This is a genomic window from Bacillus sp. BML-BC051, from assembly GCF_019656175.1.
Lineage (GTDB): Bacteria > Bacillota > Bacilli > Bacillales > Bacillaceae_G > Bacillus_A > Bacillus_A mobilis.
Window position 1 is genome coordinate 32,748 of sequence record NZ_BPLI01000034.1, and the last position, 21,089, is coordinate 53,836.

The window sequence follows — 21,089 nt, forward strand, 5'->3', positions numbered from 1 at the left end:
CTGGCATATGCCAGCTTTTGTTTTTTTATAAGCCTTTTACAACTGCAGTTCCGACTAAGATCCATGCCACAATAAACGCTACGCCACCAAGGGGTGTAATTGGGCCAAAGAACTTAATACCTGTCGTACTTAATGCATACAAACTGCCTGAAAACATAATAATTCCAGCTACCATAAGCCAGCCAGCAGTAGTTAAAAGTGATGATTGAATTTTATCCATCAATAAAGCAACTACGAATAGTCCACCTGCATGAAACATTTGATATGTAACACCTGTTTTCCAAACTTCTAACATTTTTGCAGAAACTTTATTTTCTAAACCGTGTGCTCCAAAAGCCCCTAAAGCAACAGATAGCCCTGCCGCAATACAACCTAGTAAAAAGAAAATTTTCATCTTAATTCCCCTTTTTATTTTTATCATAAGCAATTTTCACATATAATCCAAACGATTTAATCCTTAAAAATCAAATAATGAATTACCATTTGCACCTTCTTCTTTTATATACACAGGCTCTCCAGAAACTGGCATAACCGGTTGAACGGTTGTTATAGGCTGTGATCCAATTACTTGTGATTGAATTTGCGGCTCTCTATAAGTAGAAGATTCAACCTGCTCATCTAATAGTAAATCGCATAAAGCACGCACAACTAATACATGCTCTTTTGATTGTTGCCCTTCACTGCTTTTTGCCTTTGCAATTTCATTCACCATTTTATTTAAAATCTTATCGCTCGATATTTGCATTCCTTGTCACCTCTTACTTTGTAGTTCTTTCTCAAATTGTCCCAGCTTCTCTACTGAACCAAACACTATTATCATATCATGTTCTTGTAGTTTTTCCTGCCCCGTTGGATTATGTATAACATTCCCATTTCTCAAAATCGCTAAAATTGTTACATCAAATTGATTTCTCACATCACTCTCTAGTAACGATTTATTAGCTAAAATAGAACCCTCGCCGACTGCAATCTCTTCAATTACAAATGACTGCTCCACGCCATACAGTACTGTATCAATATAATGAACTGTTAGCGGATTCGCAATACCTTTTGCAATATGAATTCCTGCCATGCTAGATGGATTAATCACCTTATTTGCCCCAGCCCTCTTTAGTTTGTCTTCAGTTTCTGGTTTTTCTGCTCTTGCCACAATTTTAATTGCATCGTTTAATCCTCTTGCCGTTAATGTAATAAATACATTTTCAGCATCATTTGCTACGATGGCAACTAAACCAGCTGCCTTCGAAATTCCAGCATGATGTAACACTTGGTCTTCCGTTGCATCTCCGTGTACGTACAAAAGTTTTTCCTTCTCTAATATGCTTTCATCTTTATCGACAACGACAAATGGAATTTTCTTTTCTTGCAATTCATGTACAACTTGAAGCCCTACTCTACCACAACCACATACAATAATATGATTTTGTAACTGTGCTATTTGTTTATCCATCTTCTTCCTCCGTACTGCATGAAATAAATTCCCTTCAATAATCATAGCTGCCACTACACCAATTGCATACGTAACAATACCAACGCCAACAGGTATGATAAGAAGCGCAAAAACTTTCCCTGCCTGTGTTTCAGGAACGGCATCTCCGTATCCAACAGTTAATACAGTAATCATCGTCATCCAAAATGCTTGAAACAAACTAATCTCTTCAATCGTCATAAATCCTAATGTTCCGAGAATTACAACAAAAGTCATACATATAACTGCTATCCATAGCTGCTTACGTGCATTCATATCATGTTTCAACTCTTTTCTCTATCTACAAATCTTTGCCAGTGGAAATGAAATACATATATACTAGATACGGAATCTATGAAAGAGGTTGATATAATGAAAACATTTCTTTCCGCCTTACAATGGGCGCTATTTATTTTAGCTGGGAGCCTTATCGTACCAATTAGCGTCGCAACTAGTTATGGTCTCGATGGCGTTGAAGCTATTGCATTCGTACAAAGAACATTATTTGTTCTTGGTTTCGCTGGCCTACTGCAAGCTATATTTGGGCATAAACTTCCTATTCAAGAAGGTCCTGCAGGGCTTTGGTGGGGGATTTTCTCCCTTTATGCAAGTTTAGGTGTCGTATTATTTGGATCCAGCAATGAAACACTTAAGGTCCTTCAGTACGCCTTCCTATTAAGCGGAATCATTTGTATTATTCTTAGCGTTTTTGGACTCATCGATAAACTAGTTCGCTATTTTACACCGACAGTCATTGGAACATATTTATTTCTTCTTGTCGCGCAACTTAGCGGATCCTTCTTAAAGGGAATGTTCGTCCTTGATGGGCAACATACAGAAGTACAAGCTGACGTATTTATTCTTTCACTCATTGTTATTTTACTATCCTTTTTCATCATGAAGCTACCTATTATTGGGCAATATTCTGTTCTTTTCAGTATCGTCTGCGGCTGGATATTATTCGCATGCTTCGGATTATCTAATCCAGTAACGCCTGTGACAGATATAATCCGTTTTCCGTCTCTATTTGTTTTCGGAATGCCTCGTATTGAGTGGAACATGGCCATTACGGTCGTTTTCGTTACACTATTACTTCTAACAAATATGTTAGCAAGCATTCGCGTTGTACAAAAGGTTGTTTCTAAATATGAAGAGCATGCTACATCAGATTGTTTCAAACAAGCCGGTATTATAACAGGAATCAACCAATTGCTAGGAGGTCTTTTTTCAGCTATTGGACCTGTCGCTATTTCTGGATCAGCAGGCTTTATTGCAACGACTAATATTTATAAACGTCTCCCATTTATGTTAGGATCAAGCTTTATTATTCTCGTTAGTATATTCCCAAAGATTACTTCATTCTTTGCAGCGATACCTGTCGCAGTTGGATATGCTGCCATTTACCCTGTATTTGCAAGCATGATTGGTCTTGCTTTTCGCGAATACGAAACGGTGCAGAATAAAGAACAATTATTTAAAGTAGCAGGTCTTTCAATCTTTACAGGAGTCGGGGTTATGTTTGTTCCAGCAGGGGCATTTTCTACGCTCCCACCATTTCTAGCATCATTTTTAAGTAACGGTCTCGTTCTTGGATCTGTAATGGCAATTTTGCTTGAAATACTATTTTCACGTTCAACAGAAAAACAACCATCGTAAATTGGAAAACTTCCATTATTGCACTCTATCTTTAGAGTTGTTACGATAATGATAAAGTGAAAGCTAATCAGGCGTTAGCGGTATAAATTATAATAGGCAACATGCTTATGGTAATTTATACTAACAATATAGAGCTTTTCCTAACTTCACATAAAGTGAAACTTTAATCAGTGGGGGTTTTGTTCATCCCCCACTGATTATTAGCCTTCACCAATCGGACTTTTACGGGCAGTTGATCCCCCACCTAACTTCTTTGCTTTCGCTGAATTTTGAGGTGGGGGTCTTACTGCACGTTAATGTGGGATAAAGAAGTTCGATGTCTTACTATATATTCCCCAATATCTTCATACAACTTTATTTCTATTTCAACAAAGAGAGGAATTTTCAATATGACTTATAAAATGATTGTTTTAGATTTAGATGATACTTTATTACGTGACGACCATACCATTTCACCTCGTACGAAAGAGGCTCTAATGACTGCACAAGAACAAGGTGTAAAAGTTGTACTTGCTTCTGGGCGTCCAACATTCGCAATGCGTGCAATTGCAAAAGAATTACATTTAGAAGAGTACGGTAGCTTCATTCTTTCCTTTAATGGCGCAAAAATTATTAACTGTAAAACAGATGAAGAGTTATTCAGTAGTACGTTATCCCCTGAAATCGTTCACAGTCTATATGATATTAGTAAAGAAGAAAATGTATGGATTCACACATACATTGGAGACGATATTATCACTGAAAAAAACAACTCTTATACAGAAATTGAAGGTCAAATTACGAGTATGCCAATCGTAGAAGTAAATAACCTGAAAGAATCTGTACAACAACCAGTTGTAAAAGTATTGATGGTAGAAAATCCAGAACATTTACAAACGGTAGAATCAAAACTACAAAAACAACTAGAAGGCCAATTAAGCGTTATGCGTTCTAAACCATTCTTCTTAGAATTTACTGAAGCTGGTGTTACAAAAGGAACGAGCTTAAACCAACTAATTCAAAAACTTGGCATTAAGCGCGAAGAAGTGATCGCAATGGGCGATAGCTATAACGACCAAGCGATGATTGAATTCGCTGGGCTTGGTGTTGCAATGGGCAATGCACCTGATGATATTAAAGAAATTGCAAACTACATAACAGATACAAACATGAACGATGGCGTTGCAAAAGTCGTAGAGAAATTTGTATTAAAAAACGAAGTACTTGTTTAATATTTTCATTCACAAAACCTATTTGAAGTCAAACACTTCAAATAGGTTTTTATTTAAATTAACACGCTTTTGTGACTATATTTTGAACTTTGCACTATTCTCGTAGTGTAAACTTTCTTTTTGTATATAATGAAACAAAATAGACTATTTTATTTTGAAAAAGAATACAAATTTACTATATACAAGCATACGTTAAAGGAGGCTACTTCATGTTATCTACACCAATCGGACGATTAAGAGCAATTGGACTTGTTGAGGGGATTTCTTTCCTACTACTATTATTTGTAGCAATGCCATTAAAATATTTTGCAGGATTTGCTACAGCCGTTAAAATTACAGGCATGGCTCATGGTGTTTTATTTATTCTATTCATCTTTGCGGTAATTCAAGTAACAATCGTACACCGTAAATCAATTTTATGGGCACTTGGAGCATTCGTTTCATCAGTTATCCCATTCGGTACGTTTGTACTAGATGCAAAATTAAAGAACGAACAACAATAATAATAAAAAGGTAGTTAACGACTGTTAACTACCTTTTCTACGTTATAAATTTGGTATTTCCCAATCAATTTCTCTTTCGCCCATATTAGCTAAAATCGTATTCACTTTAGAATATGGTTTACTCCCAAAGAAACCACGTCTTGCTGATAGTGGGCTTGGATGTACAGATTCGATAATATGGTGCTTCGTATTCGTAATTAACTTTTTCTTCGCCTGTGCATGACGTCCCCACAATATAAAAATAACTGGCTTTTCACGCTCATTTAATAGCTCAATTACGCGATCTGTGAAATGCTCCCATCCTTTCCCTTTATGAGAATTCGCCTCACCTTGACGAACCGTTAATACAGTATTTAATAATAAAACCCCTTGCTCTGCCCACTTTACTAAATAACCGTTATTCGGGATTTCATAGCCATATTCATCTCGAAGTTCTTTATACATATTTAGCAATGACGGTGGTGTTTTAATACCAGGTTGTACCGAAAAGCTTAAACCATGTGCTTGATCCGGTCCGTGGTATGGATCTTGCCCTAAAATAACGACCTTTGTATTTTCATAACTTGTATACTCTAGAGCGCTAAAAATATTTTCTAGCTTTGGATACACAACATGTGTGCTGTACTCTTCTTTCAAAAAATCAGCCAGCTTGTGATAATATTCTTTCTCAAATTCTGGTGCCAATAAGGAACCCCAATCATTTTTCAAAGCATTTTTCATACTTTCACTTCCCGTCCAATTAATTCACCATATCCTGCTTTGTAAATACTACAAACGAAATAATAAGGGACACAACTGCCCAAACAGTTAAATTCATTAAAGAAAACCCCATCGATAACCCTTGTAATGCAGGTAATTTTCCTGATAGATAATCTGTTAATGATAAATTCACACTAAAAATATATTTCGCACCTTCCCACGATGTTGCGAATGAACTTAAAATACCACCTGCAATTAATGCAGCTAACATAACTCCCATACCAGCTGGTGTATTTCGAATTAAAACAGAAACCATAAATGATATAGTTCCGACAACGATAGCAACAAACCAAGCTAATCCATATGCCATCAAGATATATTGCCACTGCGGAATAAGATGTACAAAATTCGTATTTAACGTTTCCTTATCAATAACAAAACCAGTTAAAACAGGCAAATTCCATCCTGAGTACCCAAATACAAGCCCAGATAATACGTAAGCAAACAGACCGACAAGTAGCAGTATGAGTGAAATGAAAAATAACATCGTCATGTACTTACTAAGGAGTATTTTCCAGCGCCGAATCGGCCGCGTAAGTAGCATCTTCATCGTTCCATCACTTCGTTCTCCTGAAACAATATCAATAGCAACAATCATGACAAGAAGCGGAATAAACAATGTAATTCCTTGCTCAATAAACGCCCTTACAAAAGTCGGTGCGCCCGGTGCCATCGGGTTAATATCATGATCTAAATAGTATTGTTGCTGCTCCACTCTTACCTTCAGCCAATCCCGCCATTCTTCTGGTAGTCTAGAATTGTTCAAGCGGTTTTGAGAATCAACAATTTGTTGTTGCAGCGAAACTTTCCAATCCGTTGTACCTAGCCTTTTTTGTGTCGTTTCTACTTCACGATACTGCGCATACACAAAAAGCGGGATTAAAATTGCTAAAATAAGCATGACAACAAAAATACGTTTCTTACGATAAATTTTCTCCGATTCATTTAAAACTAGATTCGCAAATTCACGCATGCTGCTCACCCCTTGTGAGTTCAATAAATAAATCTTCTAGCGTAAATACAAGCTCTTTAACACTATGCACATCTATCCCGTTTTCTACAAAATATTTATTCCAATTACTTATAGATGTGATATCCATGCGGCATAATAATCGATGACCTTCTATACTTACTTCTCTTACTTCCTCAGCATCTTCTAGCATATCTTTCGCCTTAGAAATTGGTGTAACAATCCATTCTACACGATCACTTGCTGTTTTAATTAACTCTTCAACCTTGGCAACTGTTATCATTTTTCCTTTATGAATAATCGCAACCCGATCGCATATCATTTGTACTTCGCTTAGCAAGTGACTTGAAATAAACACACTCATATTTTCTTCTTTCACAAGCTTATGTATAAATTCCCTAAGTTCTCTAATTCCAGCTGGGTCTAAACCATTTGTTGGCTCATCTAAAATGAGCAATTTTGGATTTCCAAGAAGCGCTTGCGCAATGCCAAGGCGCTGTTTCATACCAAGTGAGTACGTTTTTACTTTATCGTGAATTCTTTCATCTAAATGAACCATTTGAGCAATTTCAATAATACGTTCATCTGATATATCACCTAGCATACGGGCAAATTGTTTTAAATTTTCCCATCCCGTTAAATATGTATACAGTTCTGGGTTTTCAACGATACTCCCAATTTGACGCATCGCTTCTCTGAAATTTTCCTTAATAGAATAACCACCGATAGAAATTGTACCTTCTGTTTCTTTAATCAACCCAACTAACATTCGAATGGTAGTTGTTTTTCCGGCGCCATTCGGTCCTAGGAAGCCAAACACTTCTCCTTGTTTTACATCGAAGGAAATATTCTCTACAATAGTCTTCTTTCCAATTACCTTCTTCACGTCTCGTACAGAAAGTATCGTCGTCATTTTACCCCTCCTTGTTCTAGTTTTAATTTACTCGCAACATTTTGAACTACTCGGTCTGCCATATATGTATACCCTACTTCATTCGGATGGAAATGATCGGAGTATAATAAATCTTTCCCGCGGTTTTGGAATAAATCAAATGTCGGTGTAATATAAACATTTTTATCATTTAGCGCTAATTTTTCTAAAGATGCATTCCAGTCTACAACAATATTTGAAGACCCTTTTAAATCTTCCACATCTTCAAAAGGATTGTATAAACCAAGCCAAAAAATAGGGCTATCTGTATTTAACTTACGAATTCCCTCTATAATTTTCTTCGCTTCATTCTGGAATGTTTCTGTATCAGGACGGTATGTTTCCAAATCTATTTTTCCGAGCGATTCCCAACCTGGAAATAAATCATTTCCTCCTATCGTTAAAACGATTACATCTGCTTGCTTAATTGAATATTGAGCGCCACTACTCTCCATTTGTTTTAATAAGTCAGGCATTTTTGCACCACTAACAGCTAAGTTAGTTAAAGCAACCTTTTGCTTATAATCTTTTTGTAAATCTTCTTTCATCCGTCCAATATAGCCAATTCCTTCTTTATCACCAACACCGCGTGTTAATGAATCACCTAGACTAACGATTTGTAACGTTCCCGTTTTCTTTTTCTCTTTTGCCACTACATCAGTCTTTTTAATTAAATTTGAAGCTTTCGGATTTAACACATCATTTACACCTGAAACAAAGCCATATGCAAATAAACAGAAAGATGCAATTGTAATGAGTAGAATTACTTTTACTACTTTTGATCTCATATCAAAACCCCTTTTAGCCCTCATAGATTGTCCATAATTATACCAAACGCAATTTTGAAAAGCGATTTTCACACCTTATCTATTATGTTGTTTCCCTATGTACTAATTCTGACAATAACTCTACGTGCTTTACATCTATTTTCTCATCATTAATCTTTTCATATAATAATTCAAATGCCGTTGCGCCAACATTTTTACTACAATATGAAATCGTCGTAATGCCTAAAATATCTGCCACATCTTGATCATCACAACCGATAATCGTAATATCTTCTGGAATACGAATGCCTTGTTTTTTCGCTTCCGTTACCATTCCAGCTGCAATATGGTTGCAAGATACAAGAAACGCTGTTGGTTTTACTGACATATGGGCCCATTCCCTAATCACATTACGCCCATCTTCCACTGTAAAACAGCCTTTAAACTTCCAGGCCTCTATCGGTGTTACAGCAATCTGTTGAAGCGAATCCTCATATGCTTGTTTTCTTCTCTGACTATTAATGCTATTACTTCTCCCAATGCAATATCCAATATTTGTATGTCCGGCATCTATTAAGCTCTTCATCCCGCGCGAAAAGACTTTATAGTAATCAATATGCACACTCGAAATGGAATTCGAGTCTATTTCTTCACACATAACAATTGGACCAAATTTCGTATATTCTTCAAGCTTTTCCTTACTATTTGCTCGGGAGCATATAATAACCCCATCAAGCTTTTTCATTTTTAACATATTCAAAATTTCTAGTTCTCTTTCCTCACTATAATTCGTCTGACAAAGCATCATATTATAATTATTCTTTGCTGTTTCCTTTGATATTCCCTCGATAATAGCACTATAATATTGATCATTTACGTGCGGTAATAACACGCCAATGACATTCGTTTTTCCTTTCACTAAATGAATTGCATTCACATTTTGCGTATAATTTAACTCTTCTATAATTGCTAAAATTTCTTTTCGTTTCTGTTCATTCACATATGGATGATTATTCAGTACACGTGAAACAGTTGAAACAGATACCCCAGCAAGTTCAGCAATCTTTCTTATATTCGTCATCTCATTTTCCCCTTCTCTGCAAAAATTCTCCCTTGACCTGGTAAGCTTTCCACAATATATCCTTTCCTAGCAAATACATTTTGAAAGGATATACAACTATGCTTCGATTCAAATTAGAATATATATTTTTCATTGGCGGTCTACTCACTCTCGCCATCGGTATTAATATGATGACAACAATTACTTCCTTTGGACTTAGCCCTTATGATTCCTTCTTTATTGCACTATATCAAAATTTCGGGATAAGTATCGGTTTTTGGATTTTCATGATTAATTTTGCTTTTACTCTTATTGTACTCTTTTGGAATAAAAAACAAATTACGATCGGTACAATTGTAACGATGGTTCTTATTTCTCTTTTTGTTGATTGGATTGGTTCCATTACAACTATTATGGACGCTATCCGTTCTCTTCCAAAATATATAACACTTATTTGTGGAAATCTATTCATTGGAGCTGGGATTGGTCTTTACGTCTCTACCAACCTTTGCGCAGCACCTCAGGAAGCTTTCGTTTTAACGGTTGCTGAGAAAAAGAAGTGGACATTTAGAAGAACAGAAATTTCGTTAGCGTTTTTATTTTTAACATTAAGCTTCCTATTAAATGGACCTATCTATTTTGGAACAATCATCTTATCTTTTACAACAGGCTGGATTATCCAAGCATTTATTCAAGTTGGTACGCAGATTTTAAATAGAAAAAAACCTATTAAGCAGGCCGCTTAATAGGTTTTTTATTAGAGGAGATGCTACTTTGCATCTCCTTCAATTCGGTAATTTGCTTTCAAACAATCTATTTCTTCATACCCTTGCAACGTATGTAGAATATAATCATAATCAGCAAGAGATGCACGATGCGTTACAATTACAATTTCAGCTTTTCCTTTCTCTTCAAGTGGCATTTGAATAATCTTTTCAAAGCTAACACCACGCTCAGAGAACAATGAAGTAATTTTTGCAAATACACCAATTTCATCTTTTACATGAAGTCTTAAAAATTTCTTCACAACAATTTCGTCTGGCTCTTTTAATACCTTTTTATACTGCGGGGATACCGCACTATTTCCGTTTACACCTAATCGAATATTTTGCATGACAGCTACTAAATCTGAAACGACAGCTGTCGCTGTTGGTAAACTTCCTGCACCTGGCCCATAAAACATCGTTTCTCCAACCGCTTCACCGTACACATATACAGCGTTATATTCGTTTTGTACGGCCGCAAGGGGATGTGTATTTGGAAGTAACGTTGGTTCAACTGTAACTTCTAATTTTTCACCATCTCGCTTCGCAAGACCAATTAATTTAATCGTGTAGCCTAAACTCTTACTGTATTCAATATCTTCTTCTGTAATAGAAGTAATTCCTTTTACTTTCACATCTCCAAGCTCTACATTTGTAGAGAAACCAAGGGTAGCCAAAATCGTCATTTTTCTTGCTGCATCTAAACCTTCCACATCTGATGTTGGATCTGCTTCTGCAAATCCAAGTTGTTGGGCTTCTTTTAACACGTCGTTATATGCTCTCCCTTCATCTGACATTTTCGTCAAAATAAAATTTGTCGTTCCATTTACAATTCCCATTACTTTCGTAATAAGATCTGAAGAAAGTCCTTCTACGATACTTCGTAAAATCGGGATCCCTCCGGCTACACTTGCTTCATAAAACAGGTCTGCTTTATTATCTTTTGCTACTGCCAAGAGTTCCGCCCCATGTAACGCCATTAAATCTTTATTGGCAGTTACAACATGCTTCCCACTTTGTAAAGCTTGCAAAATATATGCTTTTGCATCATCAATGCCACCCATCACTTCGATGACAACGTCAATATTTGGATTATCTAAAATTTCATTTGCATCTTGTGTTAATAGAGTAGAAGGTACCTCTACTTCTCTCTCTTTTTCAATATTTTGTACTAGTACTTTCGTTACTTTCACAGGACAACCTACTTGGTGTATGAGTCGCTCTTGATGATCTGTAATAATACGAACTACACCGCTACCAACTGTCCCAAGACCTAATAAGCCAACTTGAATTTCCTTCATAATACTGTCCACCCCTCAAAAATTGTGTTTAGATGAAATTATATGAGTAAAAAATCTGAAAAACAATGTTTTTTGAACATTCGGAAAAATATAAGTTAATCTTTACAAAGAAAACGTTGCCACGTGTTACACAATCTTTTTTTATAATACATAAGGGGTTTCTTGATACACGTAATAATTCAGCCAATTAGAGAATAATAGATTCCCATGACTTCTCCACCTTACAAGCGGTTTCTCATTTGGGCTATTATGCTTAAAATAATTTTTCGGCACATCAATATTTAACCCTTTGTCGCGGTCTCGTTCGTATTCTTCTTTTAACGTATCACAACTATATTCACTATGCCCGAGCGCAAACACTTGCCTTCCTTCTTGCCCAATAACAAGGTGAACACCCGCTTCCTCAGAGTTTGCTAATAATGTTAATTCTTTCACCTCTCTAATATCACTCTCTCTTACTTCTGTATGACGAGAATGCGGGGCAAAAAACAATTCATCAAACCCTTGTAACAATTTCACATGTTGCTCACGGACTTCATGTTCAAATACACCGAACATTTTTTCCTTAAGCGGATACTTTGGAACGCCATAATGATGATATAAACCAGCCTGTGCCCCCCAGCAAATATGAAGCGTAGATGTTACATTCTTTTTTGAATACTCCATAATATGTTTAAGCTCTTCCCAATAATCTACCTCTTCAAAAGAAAGAGTTTCAACTGGTGCTCCTGTAATAATAAGTCCATCAAATTTCTCATTCTCAATATCACGGAATGTTTTATAGAAACTCGTTAAATGGTCCTGTGCTACATTACGGGACAAATGTGATTCCATGTGAAGTAAATGAACATCTAATTGCAACGGTGTGTTGCCAATTAAACGAAGTAATTGCGCCTCTGTTTCTTGCTTTGTAGGCATTAAATTTAATATAGCAATTTTCAATGCCCGGATATCTTGTGTTTCTGCTCGCTCCTTCGTCATTACAAAAATATTTTCTTTCTGCAACACTTTGCGAGCCGGTAAATCTTTATGAATTATGATCGGCATGTTCTTTGCCTCCGACTAGCGCTGCTTCTAAATCTGCAATAATATCAGAAACATCTTCTATACCAACTGATAAACGAATTAAATCTGATGTAACGCCAGCTAAACGCTGATCTTCTGCACTTAATTGTCTATGCGTTGTGCTAGCAGGATGTATAACGCAAGTTCGTGCATCAGCTACATGCGTTACGAGAGTTGCTAGTTTTACATTTGCGATAAATTCTTTCGCTGCTTCTAGTCCTCCCTTAATACCGAATGTTAAAACACCACTAGCACCTTTTTTCAAATACTTTTGTGCTAACGAGTAATTTTCATTGCTATCTAATCCCGGATAATTCACCCATTCAATACGTTCATGGTTAGCAAGCCACTTAGCAACTGCTAGGGCATTTTCACTATGACGCTCCATTCGTAAATGCAACGTTTCTAAGCCGATATTGCTAATATACGCATTGAATGGGCTCATACAGTTTCCGTAGTCTCTTAATAATTGAACACGCGCCTTCACAATATAAGCTGCTGCACCAAAATTTTGAACGTAACTTACGCCGTGATAACTTGGATCCGGTTCAACAAGTTCAGGATATTTCCCATTTGTCCAATCGAAGTTCCCTCCATCAATGACAATGCCGCCTAAAGAGCTTGCATGACCATCGATATATTTCGTCGTAGAATGAACGATAATATTTGCCCCGTGCTCGAATGCTTGGCATAAATAAGGAGTTGCTAATGTATTATCCACGATAAAAGGTACTTCTAACTCTTTCGCTGCATCTGAAAACTCTTTGAAATTTAAAACGTTCATTGCTGGATTTCCTAACGATTCTGCATAAACAAGTTTCGTCTTATCATTAGCAAGGGCCACAATTTCATCAGCAGTTAAATTCGGATTAAAGAACGTAACATCAATACCAAGCTTACGCAAACTCACTCCAAATAAATTAAACGTCCCGCCATAAACTGTGGAAGAACAAAGCAAGTGGTCTCCACTACTACAAATATTTAAAACAGCAAGCATAATAGCAGCCTGGCCAGAAGCCGTTGCAACAGCTCCTACACCACCCTCTAAATCCGCTAGCTTTTGCTCAAATGCAGCTAAAGTAGGATTTCCAATACGCGTGTATATATATCCTTCTGCCTCTAAGTTAAATAAGGCCGCTAAATCATCCGAAGTATCGTATTTATACGTTGTACTTTGATAAAGCGGTAAAACACGCGGTTCACCATTCTTTGGCGTATAGCCACCTTGCACACAAATTGTTCCTTTTCCCCATGATTCTCCCATCTCTCATTCTCCTTTCTTCTTATACAAAATAAAAAAAACTGCTCCTTTCCTGAAAACAAGAAAGGAGCAGTTTGAAAACACGCTCTAAAGGCTCTTTCTTATCTTTCAGGATTATTACCTGCAGGATTTGGCACAATTCCGTTATACGGCTGTTGCCAAGGTTTCATCGGGCCTGTCCCTCCACCTTTTCTTGATAAGACTATGCAATTACCGTTGATTTTATAGCAATAATTTCCTAATGTCAATCAGTTTTTCTGAATGTTCTAAATTAACCACAAAGAATTTGACATGCATAACAAAAGAAATATATTCCATATCCATTTGAAAAAGACCTTTTAAAACCCACGATTACTATATAAAATTAAATAAGTGGTTTAACCGTATAGATTTCAAATTCTCACGATACCTCAATATATTGAATAAACCAACCCCTCAAAAAGATACTATACATATTCATTTCACAGGAGCATATTTAATTCTTTCGACATTAACACTTACATAACGGAGGTATAACATGACAAACACAAAGGACATGCACTATATACTCGTCCTATACGGCATTCTTTTAGGCTCTATAGTAGGAGCAACAGTCTGGCTATTTTTAGTTACAATAAATATCGGCATTCACTTTATTTGGGGATACTTACCTACAATCTTCTCTTCTCCCCCGTATTACACTATTTGTGTAACAACTATCGGTGGTATTCTCGTTGGTTTAACACAAAAATACTTCGGCACATATCCACGTCTTATGCCGGAAGTAATGGGTGAATATAAAAAAACAGGTAGAATTGAATACCGTTTTGTACATAAAGCTACTTTAACTGCAATTATCGTTTTAATATTTGGTGCTAGCTTAGGTCCCGAAGCAGCACTTGTTGGAATTATCGGTGGACTTTGTACATGGGTAGGGGATCGCTTTACATTCGCCTTAAAAGGAATGAATGAACTAACAGAGATTGGAATTGGCGCTACTTTAAGTGTAATTTTTAACGCGCCGCTATTCGGTTATTTAGCTCCAAATGAAAATGAGGGTGACCAAATTAACGAATTTTCTAAAGGAAAAAAAGCAATTGTATATTTAGCTACTACTTTCGCTGGTTTTTCCATTTATTTATTACTTAGTAAATTCGATAATCGCGGATCCTTTATCGTTGATTTCGGAAAAGGTTCTCTTTCTCTTAATGAATGGATTGCCTTTCTCCCACTTGCCAGTATTGGTGCTATAGTTGGATTCTTTTATTTCAAATTAGAGTTCACATTAGAGAAATTAATCCATCCCTTAAAAGAATACAAACTATCACTTGGTATTATCGGTGGTATTTTATTAGGAATTACAGGAACTTTCCTCCCGTACACGTTATTTTCAGGAGAACACCAATTAAAAGATTTAGTCGTGGAATGGACCCACTTATCCTTCTGGGTATTACTTCTTTCAGGAGTTTTAAAATTATGTATTACTGCCGTTTGTTTAAATACAGGTTGGCGCGGTGGACACATTTTCCCAATTATATTTGCTGGATCTAGTATCGGATATGCTATAGCGTCCATTATCCCTATAGATCCAATTGCTTCGGTAGCCATCGTCACAACAGCAATTTCAAGCTATGCATTAAGAAAACCAATTGCAATAACATTACTATTACTCATGTTTTTCCCGCTCAATTTACTATTACCGATGCTTGGAGCGGCAGCGATTGGTAATGCATTTCCACTTCCTAAAAATAACGAAGCTACAAGCTAATAAAAATAGGCAGTAGGGACAAAACTTCCACTGCCTATTTTTATTACACACGTTGCTTCAATAGTGCGTATAAATCTTCAAAATTTCCCACTTCATATGTCGGCACAATCCCGCTATCATTTAATTTCTTTTCTGGATTAAACCAACAAGTATCAATTCCGGCTACATATCCACCTTTCATATCAGCACTTAACGAATCTCCAATAATGAGCCCTTCTTCAGGAGCAAAATTAGGAATTCGTTCGAAAACATAATCAAAATACTCTTTCATCGGCTTTTGGAATCCTGTATCTTCTGAAACAAAAATATCTTGAAACAAGGCGTGTAATCCTGCATTACGTAAACGTTTATCTTGCGTCTTAGAAATACCGTTTGTCACTATATATAAATCATACTCACTGTGAATTCGATTTATAAATTCAAACGCACCTTGCATAAGTTGGTCTCCTTCTTCTAAGTAGCTACGATAATTATTTTCGAATAATATCCCATCTACTTCTTCCCCGTATTCTTTAAACAAAATTGAAAACCGTGTATTTACGACTTCATCACGGTTTATTTTACCTTCTTCAAAAGCATCCCAAAGACTTTTATTAATTTTTTTATACCGCCCTTGCACCTCACTAGTTAGAGGGATACCGTTCTCTTCAAACAGCATACGTAATGCCATTTTCTCCGCCTTCTGAAAATCTAACAATGTATCATCTACATCAAATAGCAGTGTTTTATATTTTTTCATAAACCCCTCACACTCTCTTTTCTACAAAAATAAATTTACATAAATCGTATCATTCTTTCTTGTAAAAATAATAGGAGATATCTCATACTAAACAGGAGGTGAAAATATGAAAGTCAGCAAAAATAGCGAAGAAATCTCTCATTACGTGCAAACTTACAACTTCCATACTCTTTTTTCTTTTGATGTCTTACCATATGCTGAACTACATTCCTTTCAAAAGAAAGAAAGGATATGTAATGAAGGCGTTGATGTTCCTTATCTTTATTACTTAATTTCCGGGAAAGCGAAAATATATATGAGTCACAAAAATGGGAGGATTTCCTTAATTAACTTTATTCAAGCACCTTCGTTCATTGGGGAATTAGGGTTAATCGGCGTAGAATCCGTTACGAAAACGGTGGAAGTGATTGAAGATTGTATTTGCTTGGCGCTCCCTCTTAAAGATTGTCAGCATCTTTTATTGCAAGATGCTATCTTTCTACAGAAACTATGCAAATTTATCGGCGAAAAAACAATTACCCGAACAGAAAGTTACGCCAAAAACAATAGTTATCCGTTCGAAAATCGATTAGCAGCGTTTATTCTATTAACAGAACAGAATAACAGTTATATAGAAAAGCATACCGAGGCTTCGGAATATTTAAATGTCAGCTACCGTCACCTCTTATATGTATTAAACCAGTTTTGCCAGCAAAATTACTTAAAAAAAGACGGAAGAACCTATTATATACAAGATCGAATGCAATTGGAAAGACTGGCTGGCGAACTTAAAATATAAAAAAGCAGCATTAACGTTTATACGTTAATGCTGCTTTTTTCGAGTGACGATTCTATTTTCAATTAAAATTTGCTTGCTACTTTAGCTGCTTCTTCAAGACCCGCTGTAATAATCTCTTCTGCTTTATCTGGGAATTGATTATGTCCTTCAATAACTACTGTTTCCATGTTTGTTGCACCGAAGAAGCCCATCATGCTTGCTACATATTTAACAGCCATTTCTACTTCAGCTGCTGGACCTTCAGAATACACACCACCGCGCGCGTTTAATAATGCAATCTTCTTATCTCCAATTAGACCAACTGGACCTTCTGGCGTATATTTAAACGTTTTTCCAGCTCGGTTTAAATAATCAATATATGTGTGCAATACTGCTGGGATTGTTAAGTTCCATAATGGGAAACCGAAAACAACTTTATCAGCTTCTAAAAATTGATTTAAATACTTATCAGCAACTGCTACTGCTTTTGCTTCCTCTTCAGTTAAATCAAATCCTTTACCTGCTTTGAATGTACCATTAATCATATCTACGCCTACATATGGTAATTCTTCTTTATATAAATCAAGTTCTACTACTGTATCATTTGGATTTGCTTCTTTATAGTTTGCTAAAAATGCCTCGTATAATTTTACACTAACTGCTTGTTCCGCTGGGCGGTTGTTTGCTTTTACAAATAAAACTGTTGCCATTATTTCTTCCTCCTAATACACACTCTTCTGTTGTTATATGCTTTCAAAAAAGGTATCCCTTGTAATTGTTGTTTTGTTGCTTACAAACATATTTTATCTTTATATCAATACAATTTCGTCCTCACATAGACGTATTTTTCCATAAAAAAAGTCCACCTTCTAAAGGCGAACTAGGTCTTACGACTTTTGTCTTATACAATTCCATTTTTAACTGCATATAATGCCGCTTGCGTGCGATCAGATAAATTCAACTTACTCAAAATACTACTTACATGAGCTTTTACCGTTTTTTCTGTAATAACTAAAACAGATGCGATCTCTTTATTACTCATTCCTTTCGCTAATAGCTGCAACACTTCATTTTCTCTCGCCGTTAGCACATCCACTTGAATAGAAGATTCTTCTTCCTTTTCTTCCACGGGTAATGTTTGAGAGAGAAGAGTATTTGCTATATCCGGATGTAATTGAATATTACCTTTATATGCGCTTCGAATAGCTTCAACAAGCTGATCCGGTTCTACATCTTTTAAAATATAGCCGCTTGCTCCCGCCCTTAACGCCGGTAAAACATGCGCCTGATCAGAAAAGCTGGTTAATACAATTACTTTCACATTTGGATATTCTTTTTTGATGCACGTCGTTGCCTCGACACCATCCATTTCGGGCATATATAAATCCATTAGCACCACATCAGGATTTGTCTCCCCTACTTTCACTAATGCTTCTTTCCCGTTATTTGCTTCTCCAACTAACGCTAAATCTTCCTGTGTACTTAAGAAAAATGCTAATCCCTTTAAAACGACTGTATGATCATCAACTAACAATACTTTTATTTTCACGAACTTCCCTCATTTTCACATCATAATGGTACGTTTACTTTTACACTTGTTCTTTTCTTATCACTTATAATTTTAATTGTTCCACCAACTAATTCTACTCTTTCGCGCATAGTAGTCATACCAAGTGATTTCTTCTCTTTTATATCCTTTTCTACAAAGCCGTTTCCTTGATCGACTATTTCTAATGATACATTCTTCTCCGTCACTTTGAAATAAATCGTTGCTTCTCTGACATTCGCATGTTTACTTACGTTATTTAAAGCCTCTTGTCCAATTCGCCATAGTGCTTCCTCTACTACGCGCGGCAAATCACGAACACCTGTAACTTGTTCCCGAATTCTCAATCCCAAACTTTCGCCATATTGTTTTAAAGCTGGTAATAGTCCTTTCTCTAATCCTGCTGGACGTAGTTGCCAAATTAACGTCCTCATTTCTTTTAAGGCACCTTGCGATAACTCACGTATCTCATGCAAAGACTGATCTACCTTTTCGTTTTTCCCCTTTAAGACAGCTTCGGCGCCTTTCGTCATAAAAGTTAATGAAAACAACTTTTGTGAAACAGAATCATGCAAATCTCTTGCTAAACGATTACGTTCTTCCATTCGTACAAGTTCTCGGCGCTTTTCGTTTAACCTTAAGTTCTCTATCATTAAAGATATATGGTTTGCTAACGCCTGTACTACATCTATCGTATTTATATCAAATTCTCCATTATTCGAACTTACACTTAATACGCCAAACATATGATTTTGAATATGTATGGGAATGGCAATAACTGCACGATTAGGATGTACGATATTCCCAACCTGACTCTTTAACAAAACAGGTTCTTCTTTTTTTAGCGCTTCCTGTGCCGCTGACTTCAAATCCTCTTGCAACTCATCTATCTTATACGAAGCTCTTACAGCAAGCTCATTTTCTTCTCTAATAAAAAATACAACTTGCTCCCATAGAAATAACTTCCCTATTTGTTTTACAATCTCCTCAGGCAATGCATTAAATTTATGAATCGTCCTTAAAGCTTGAATAAAACGTTCTAACTTTACATAATAATGAGCCCTTCTCTTTTCATTCTCATACAATTTTGTACGTTTTAATGCTGTTCCAATTTGGAAAGCAACTGATTGTAATAACACTAATTCTTCTTCAGAAAAATACGTTTTACCTGGGCTAGCCACATTTAATACGCCAAATTCATCTCCCCCTGCTTTTAGCGGCACTGTCGCATGATGCACAATCCCTTCTGTATCTCCCCAGTTATATTCAATCGCATTATTAATTCTCTTACATTCAATAATATTAACGGCTTTCTCTAGTTTACCTTCCACAAATCGGTGTAAACACCAGCAATTCCCCTCACACATCGGTCGTTTATTTTCAAATCTCAATCCCTCTGGTAATTGATAATCAATTAATTTTGTATATCTACCATTTTCATCCGCAAGAAATATCCATCCTGTCGTTAAACCCGTTACATTCAATAGTTTTTCCAACACAGCTTGCAGCACATGATATGTATCATTTGAAGTGTTCAACGTCTCTGCAATCTCTTTTAATATAACTAATTCATTTGTACGATTCTCTTGAAACATAATTCGTCTCCTACATACAAGATTTTCAATAGCTCCTAAAATAAATCATCTACTTTTCACTTTGTACTTATTCGTAACATTGATATAATGGTGAAAACATAGTTTTCATTATATCACTTGAGGGGGCTTTCATAATGACATTAAATAAAGCACTTACTATCGCTGGTTCTGACACAAGTGGCGGTGCTGGTATACAAGCAGATTTAAAAACATTCCAAGAACTTGGTGTATACGGAATGACATCTCTTACGACAATCGTAACGATGGATCCACATAACGGTTGGGCACATAACGTATTCCCAATCCCGGCTTCTACATTAAAACCACAGTTAGAAACAACAATTGAAGGTGTTGGCGTAGATGCTTTAAAAACAGGTATGCTGGGATCAGTAGAAATTATTGAAATGGTTGCAGAAACAATCGAAAAACATAATTTCAAAAATGTAGTAGTTGATCCAGTTATGGTATGTAAAGGTGCTGATGAAGCATTACATCCTGAAACGAACGATTGCTTACGTGACGTTCTTGTTCCAAAGGCATTAGTTGTAACACCAAACTTATTTGAAGCTTACCAACTAAGTGGCGTAAAGATTAATTCTCTTGAAGACATGAAAGAAGCGGCGAAAAAAATCCACGCTTTAGGTGCGAAATACGTCCTAATTAAAGGCGGTAGCAAGCTTGGTACGGAAACTGCAATCGACGTCCTATATGATGGAGAAACATTCGATCTTTTAGAATCAGAAAAAATCGATACAACAAATACACACGGCGCAGGTTGTACATATTCTGCTGCAATTACAGCAGAACTTGCAAAAGGAAAACCTGTGAAAGAAGCAGTAAAAACTGCGAAAGAGTTTATTACAGCTGCTATCCGTTATTCATTCAAGATCAACGAATACGTAGGCCCAACACATCACGGTGCATATCGTAAATTCGTTGCATCAAAAGAACTTGTCTAATCTATAAATAAAAAAAACCACAGAGTTTAT

Annotated in this window: 22 protein-coding genes and 1 riboswitch; of the genes, 7 read left to right on the forward strand and 15 right to left on the reverse strand. The window is 36.2% G+C overall.

Annotated elements, in window-relative coordinates; translation table 11 throughout:
* Positions 1–25: 25 nt before the first annotated feature.
* The 3 genes from K5S59_RS15385 to K5S59_RS15395 form a co-directional block, all read right to left on the reverse strand.
* Entirely contained in the window at positions 26–394 is a 369-nt protein-coding gene (locus K5S59_RS15385) for a DUF423 domain-containing protein (RefSeq protein WP_000688322.1), read from the reverse strand.
* Positions 395–457: 63 nt separating this feature from the next.
* Complete coding sequence (locus K5S59_RS15390; protein WP_001167363.1) at positions 458–745, reverse strand: YwdI family protein; 288 nt, start codon at positions 743–745, stop codon at positions 458–460.
* A gap of 6 nt (positions 746–751) precedes the next feature.
* On the reverse strand, positions 752–1,744 hold the full coding sequence (locus tag K5S59_RS15395; protein ID WP_000994003.1) for a potassium channel family protein: 993 nt from the start codon (positions 1,742–1,744) through the stop codon (positions 752–754).
* Positions 1,745–1,840: 96 nt separating this feature from the next.
* Between K5S59_RS15395 and K5S59_RS15400 the strand changes: the two genes are divergently transcribed.
* The 3 genes from K5S59_RS15400 to K5S59_RS15410 all read left to right on the forward strand — a co-directional run bounded on the left by K5S59_RS15400 (position 1,841) and on the right by K5S59_RS15410 (position 4,838).
* Entirely contained in the window at positions 1,841–3,124 is a 1,284-nt protein-coding gene (locus K5S59_RS15400; RefSeq protein ID WP_220784063.1) for a purine/pyrimidine permease, read from the forward strand.
* 389 nt (positions 3,125–3,513) lie between these two features.
* Positions 3,514–4,335, forward strand: a complete 822-nt coding sequence (locus tag K5S59_RS15405; protein ID WP_120451049.1) for a Cof-type HAD-IIB family hydrolase — start codon at positions 3,514–3,516, stop codon at positions 4,333–4,335.
* Between the two features lie 209 nt (positions 4,336–4,544).
* The gene (locus K5S59_RS15410; RefSeq protein ID WP_000953396.1) at positions 4,545–4,838 is read left to right on the forward strand and encodes a DUF3817 domain-containing protein; all 294 of its coding nucleotides are present in this window, start codon (positions 4,545–4,547) and stop codon (positions 4,836–4,838) included.
* A gap of 42 nt (positions 4,839–4,880) precedes the next feature.
* On the opposite strand, the gene K5S59_RS15415 is transcribed toward K5S59_RS15410, so the two are convergent.
* Genes K5S59_RS15415 through K5S59_RS15435 form a run of 5 tightly spaced genes read right to left on the reverse strand, consistent with a single transcriptional unit; the run spans position 4,881 to position 9,346 of the window.
* Positions 4,881–5,558 carry a uracil-DNA glycosylase gene (locus K5S59_RS15415; RefSeq protein WP_000786205.1) on the reverse strand — a complete coding sequence of 226 codons (678 nt, stop codon included), beginning with the start codon at positions 5,556–5,558 and terminating at the stop codon, positions 4,881–4,883.
* 19 nt (positions 5,559–5,577) lie between these two features.
* Entirely contained in the window at positions 5,578–6,570 is a 993-nt protein-coding gene (locus K5S59_RS15420; protein ID WP_120451050.1) for an ABC transporter permease subunit, read from the reverse strand.
* Positions 6,563–7,480, reverse strand: a complete 918-nt coding sequence (locus tag K5S59_RS15425; protein WP_000207735.1) for an ABC transporter ATP-binding protein — start codon at positions 7,478–7,480, stop codon at positions 6,563–6,565. Before K5S59_RS15425 ends, K5S59_RS15420 begins: the two co-directional genes overlap by 8 nt.
* Positions 7,477–8,358 carry an SGNH/GDSL hydrolase family protein gene (locus K5S59_RS15430; RefSeq protein WP_120451051.1) on the reverse strand — a complete coding sequence of 294 codons (882 nt, stop codon included), beginning with the start codon at positions 8,356–8,358 and terminating at the stop codon, positions 7,477–7,479. The genes K5S59_RS15425 and K5S59_RS15430 overlap by 4 nt, the downstream gene beginning before the upstream one ends.
* Positions 8,359–8,368: 10 nt before the next feature.
* A complete protein-coding gene (locus tag K5S59_RS15435) occupies positions 8,369–9,346 on the reverse strand; it encodes a LacI family DNA-binding transcriptional regulator (protein ID WP_000181972.1) in 978 nt (325 codons plus the stop codon).
* Positions 9,347–9,444: 98 nt separating this feature from the next.
* Here K5S59_RS15435 and K5S59_RS15440 point away from each other — a divergent pair, with 98 nt between their 5' ends.
* Positions 9,445–10,071, forward strand: coding sequence for a YczE/YyaS/YitT family protein (locus K5S59_RS15440; RefSeq protein ID WP_000943427.1), 627 nt, complete (start codon positions 9,445–9,447; stop codon positions 10,069–10,071).
* A gap of 23 nt (positions 10,072–10,094) precedes the next feature.
* Here the strand turns inward: K5S59_RS15440 and K5S59_RS15445 are convergent, their stop codons facing one another.
* The 3 genes from K5S59_RS15445 to K5S59_RS15455 all read right to left on the reverse strand — a co-directional run bounded on the left by K5S59_RS15445 (position 10,095) and on the right by K5S59_RS15455 (position 13,719).
* Entirely contained in the window at positions 10,095–11,390 is a 1,296-nt protein-coding gene (locus tag K5S59_RS15445; RefSeq protein ID WP_000659102.1) for a homoserine dehydrogenase, read from the reverse strand.
* A gap of 141 nt (positions 11,391–11,531) precedes the next feature.
* Positions 11,532–12,437 (reverse strand): homoserine O-acetyltransferase MetA, encoded by a 906-nt coding sequence (gene metA / locus K5S59_RS15450; RefSeq protein WP_120451052.1) that lies wholly within the window; start codon positions 12,435–12,437, stop codon positions 11,532–11,534.
* Positions 12,418–13,719 (reverse strand): bifunctional O-acetylhomoserine aminocarboxypropyltransferase/cysteine synthase, encoded by a 1,302-nt coding sequence (locus K5S59_RS15455; protein WP_120451053.1) that lies wholly within the window; start codon positions 13,717–13,719, stop codon positions 12,418–12,420. Before K5S59_RS15455 ends, metA begins: the two co-directional genes overlap by 20 nt.
* A 95-nt stretch (positions 13,720–13,814) precedes the next feature.
* Positions 13,815–13,919: riboswitch (SAM riboswitch) on the reverse strand.
* Positions 13,920–14,233: 314 nt separating this feature from the next.
* Between K5S59_RS15455 and K5S59_RS15460 the strand changes: the two genes are divergently transcribed.
* On the forward strand, positions 14,234–15,463 hold the full coding sequence (locus K5S59_RS15460) for a chloride channel protein (protein ID WP_120451054.1): 1,230 nt from the start codon (positions 14,234–14,236) through the stop codon (positions 15,461–15,463).
* Between the two features lie 43 nt (positions 15,464–15,506).
* Here K5S59_RS15460 and K5S59_RS15465 read toward each other — a convergent pair whose 3' ends face one another.
* Complete coding sequence (locus K5S59_RS15465; protein ID WP_120451055.1) at positions 15,507–16,202, reverse strand: YjjG family noncanonical pyrimidine nucleotidase; 696 nt, start codon at positions 16,200–16,202, stop codon at positions 15,507–15,509.
* Between the two features lie 106 nt (positions 16,203–16,308).
* Here K5S59_RS15465 and K5S59_RS15470 point away from each other — a divergent pair, with 106 nt between their 5' ends.
* Positions 16,309–16,980 carry a transcriptional regulator YeiL gene (locus tag K5S59_RS15470; RefSeq protein ID WP_120451056.1) on the forward strand — a complete coding sequence of 224 codons (672 nt, stop codon included), beginning with the start codon at positions 16,309–16,311 and terminating at the stop codon, positions 16,978–16,980.
* 62 nt (positions 16,981–17,042) lie between these two features.
* Here the strand turns inward: K5S59_RS15470 and K5S59_RS15475 are convergent, their stop codons facing one another.
* From K5S59_RS15475 to K5S59_RS15485, 3 genes are all read right to left on the reverse strand, one after another.
* Complete coding sequence (locus K5S59_RS15475) at positions 17,043–17,669, reverse strand: FMN-dependent NADH-azoreductase (protein WP_000246739.1); 627 nt, start codon at positions 17,667–17,669, stop codon at positions 17,043–17,045.
* 191 nt (positions 17,670–17,860) lie between these two features.
* Positions 17,861–18,508, reverse strand: a complete 648-nt coding sequence (locus K5S59_RS15480) for a response regulator (RefSeq protein WP_000695795.1) — start codon at positions 18,506–18,508, stop codon at positions 17,861–17,863.
* 20 nt (positions 18,509–18,528) lie between these two features.
* The gene (locus K5S59_RS15485; RefSeq protein WP_000485087.1) at positions 18,529–20,100 is read right to left on the reverse strand and encodes a GAF domain-containing sensor histidine kinase; all 1,572 of its coding nucleotides are present in this window, start codon (positions 20,098–20,100) and stop codon (positions 18,529–18,531) included.
* A gap of 134 nt (positions 20,101–20,234) precedes the next feature.
* Here K5S59_RS15485 and pdxK point away from each other — a divergent pair, with 134 nt between their 5' ends.
* Positions 20,235–21,059, forward strand: coding sequence for a pyridoxine/pyridoxal/pyridoxamine kinase (pdxK, locus tag K5S59_RS15490; RefSeq protein ID WP_000174251.1), 825 nt, complete (start codon positions 20,235–20,237; stop codon positions 21,057–21,059).
* The last annotated feature ends 30 nt before the right edge of the window (positions 21,060–21,089 follow it).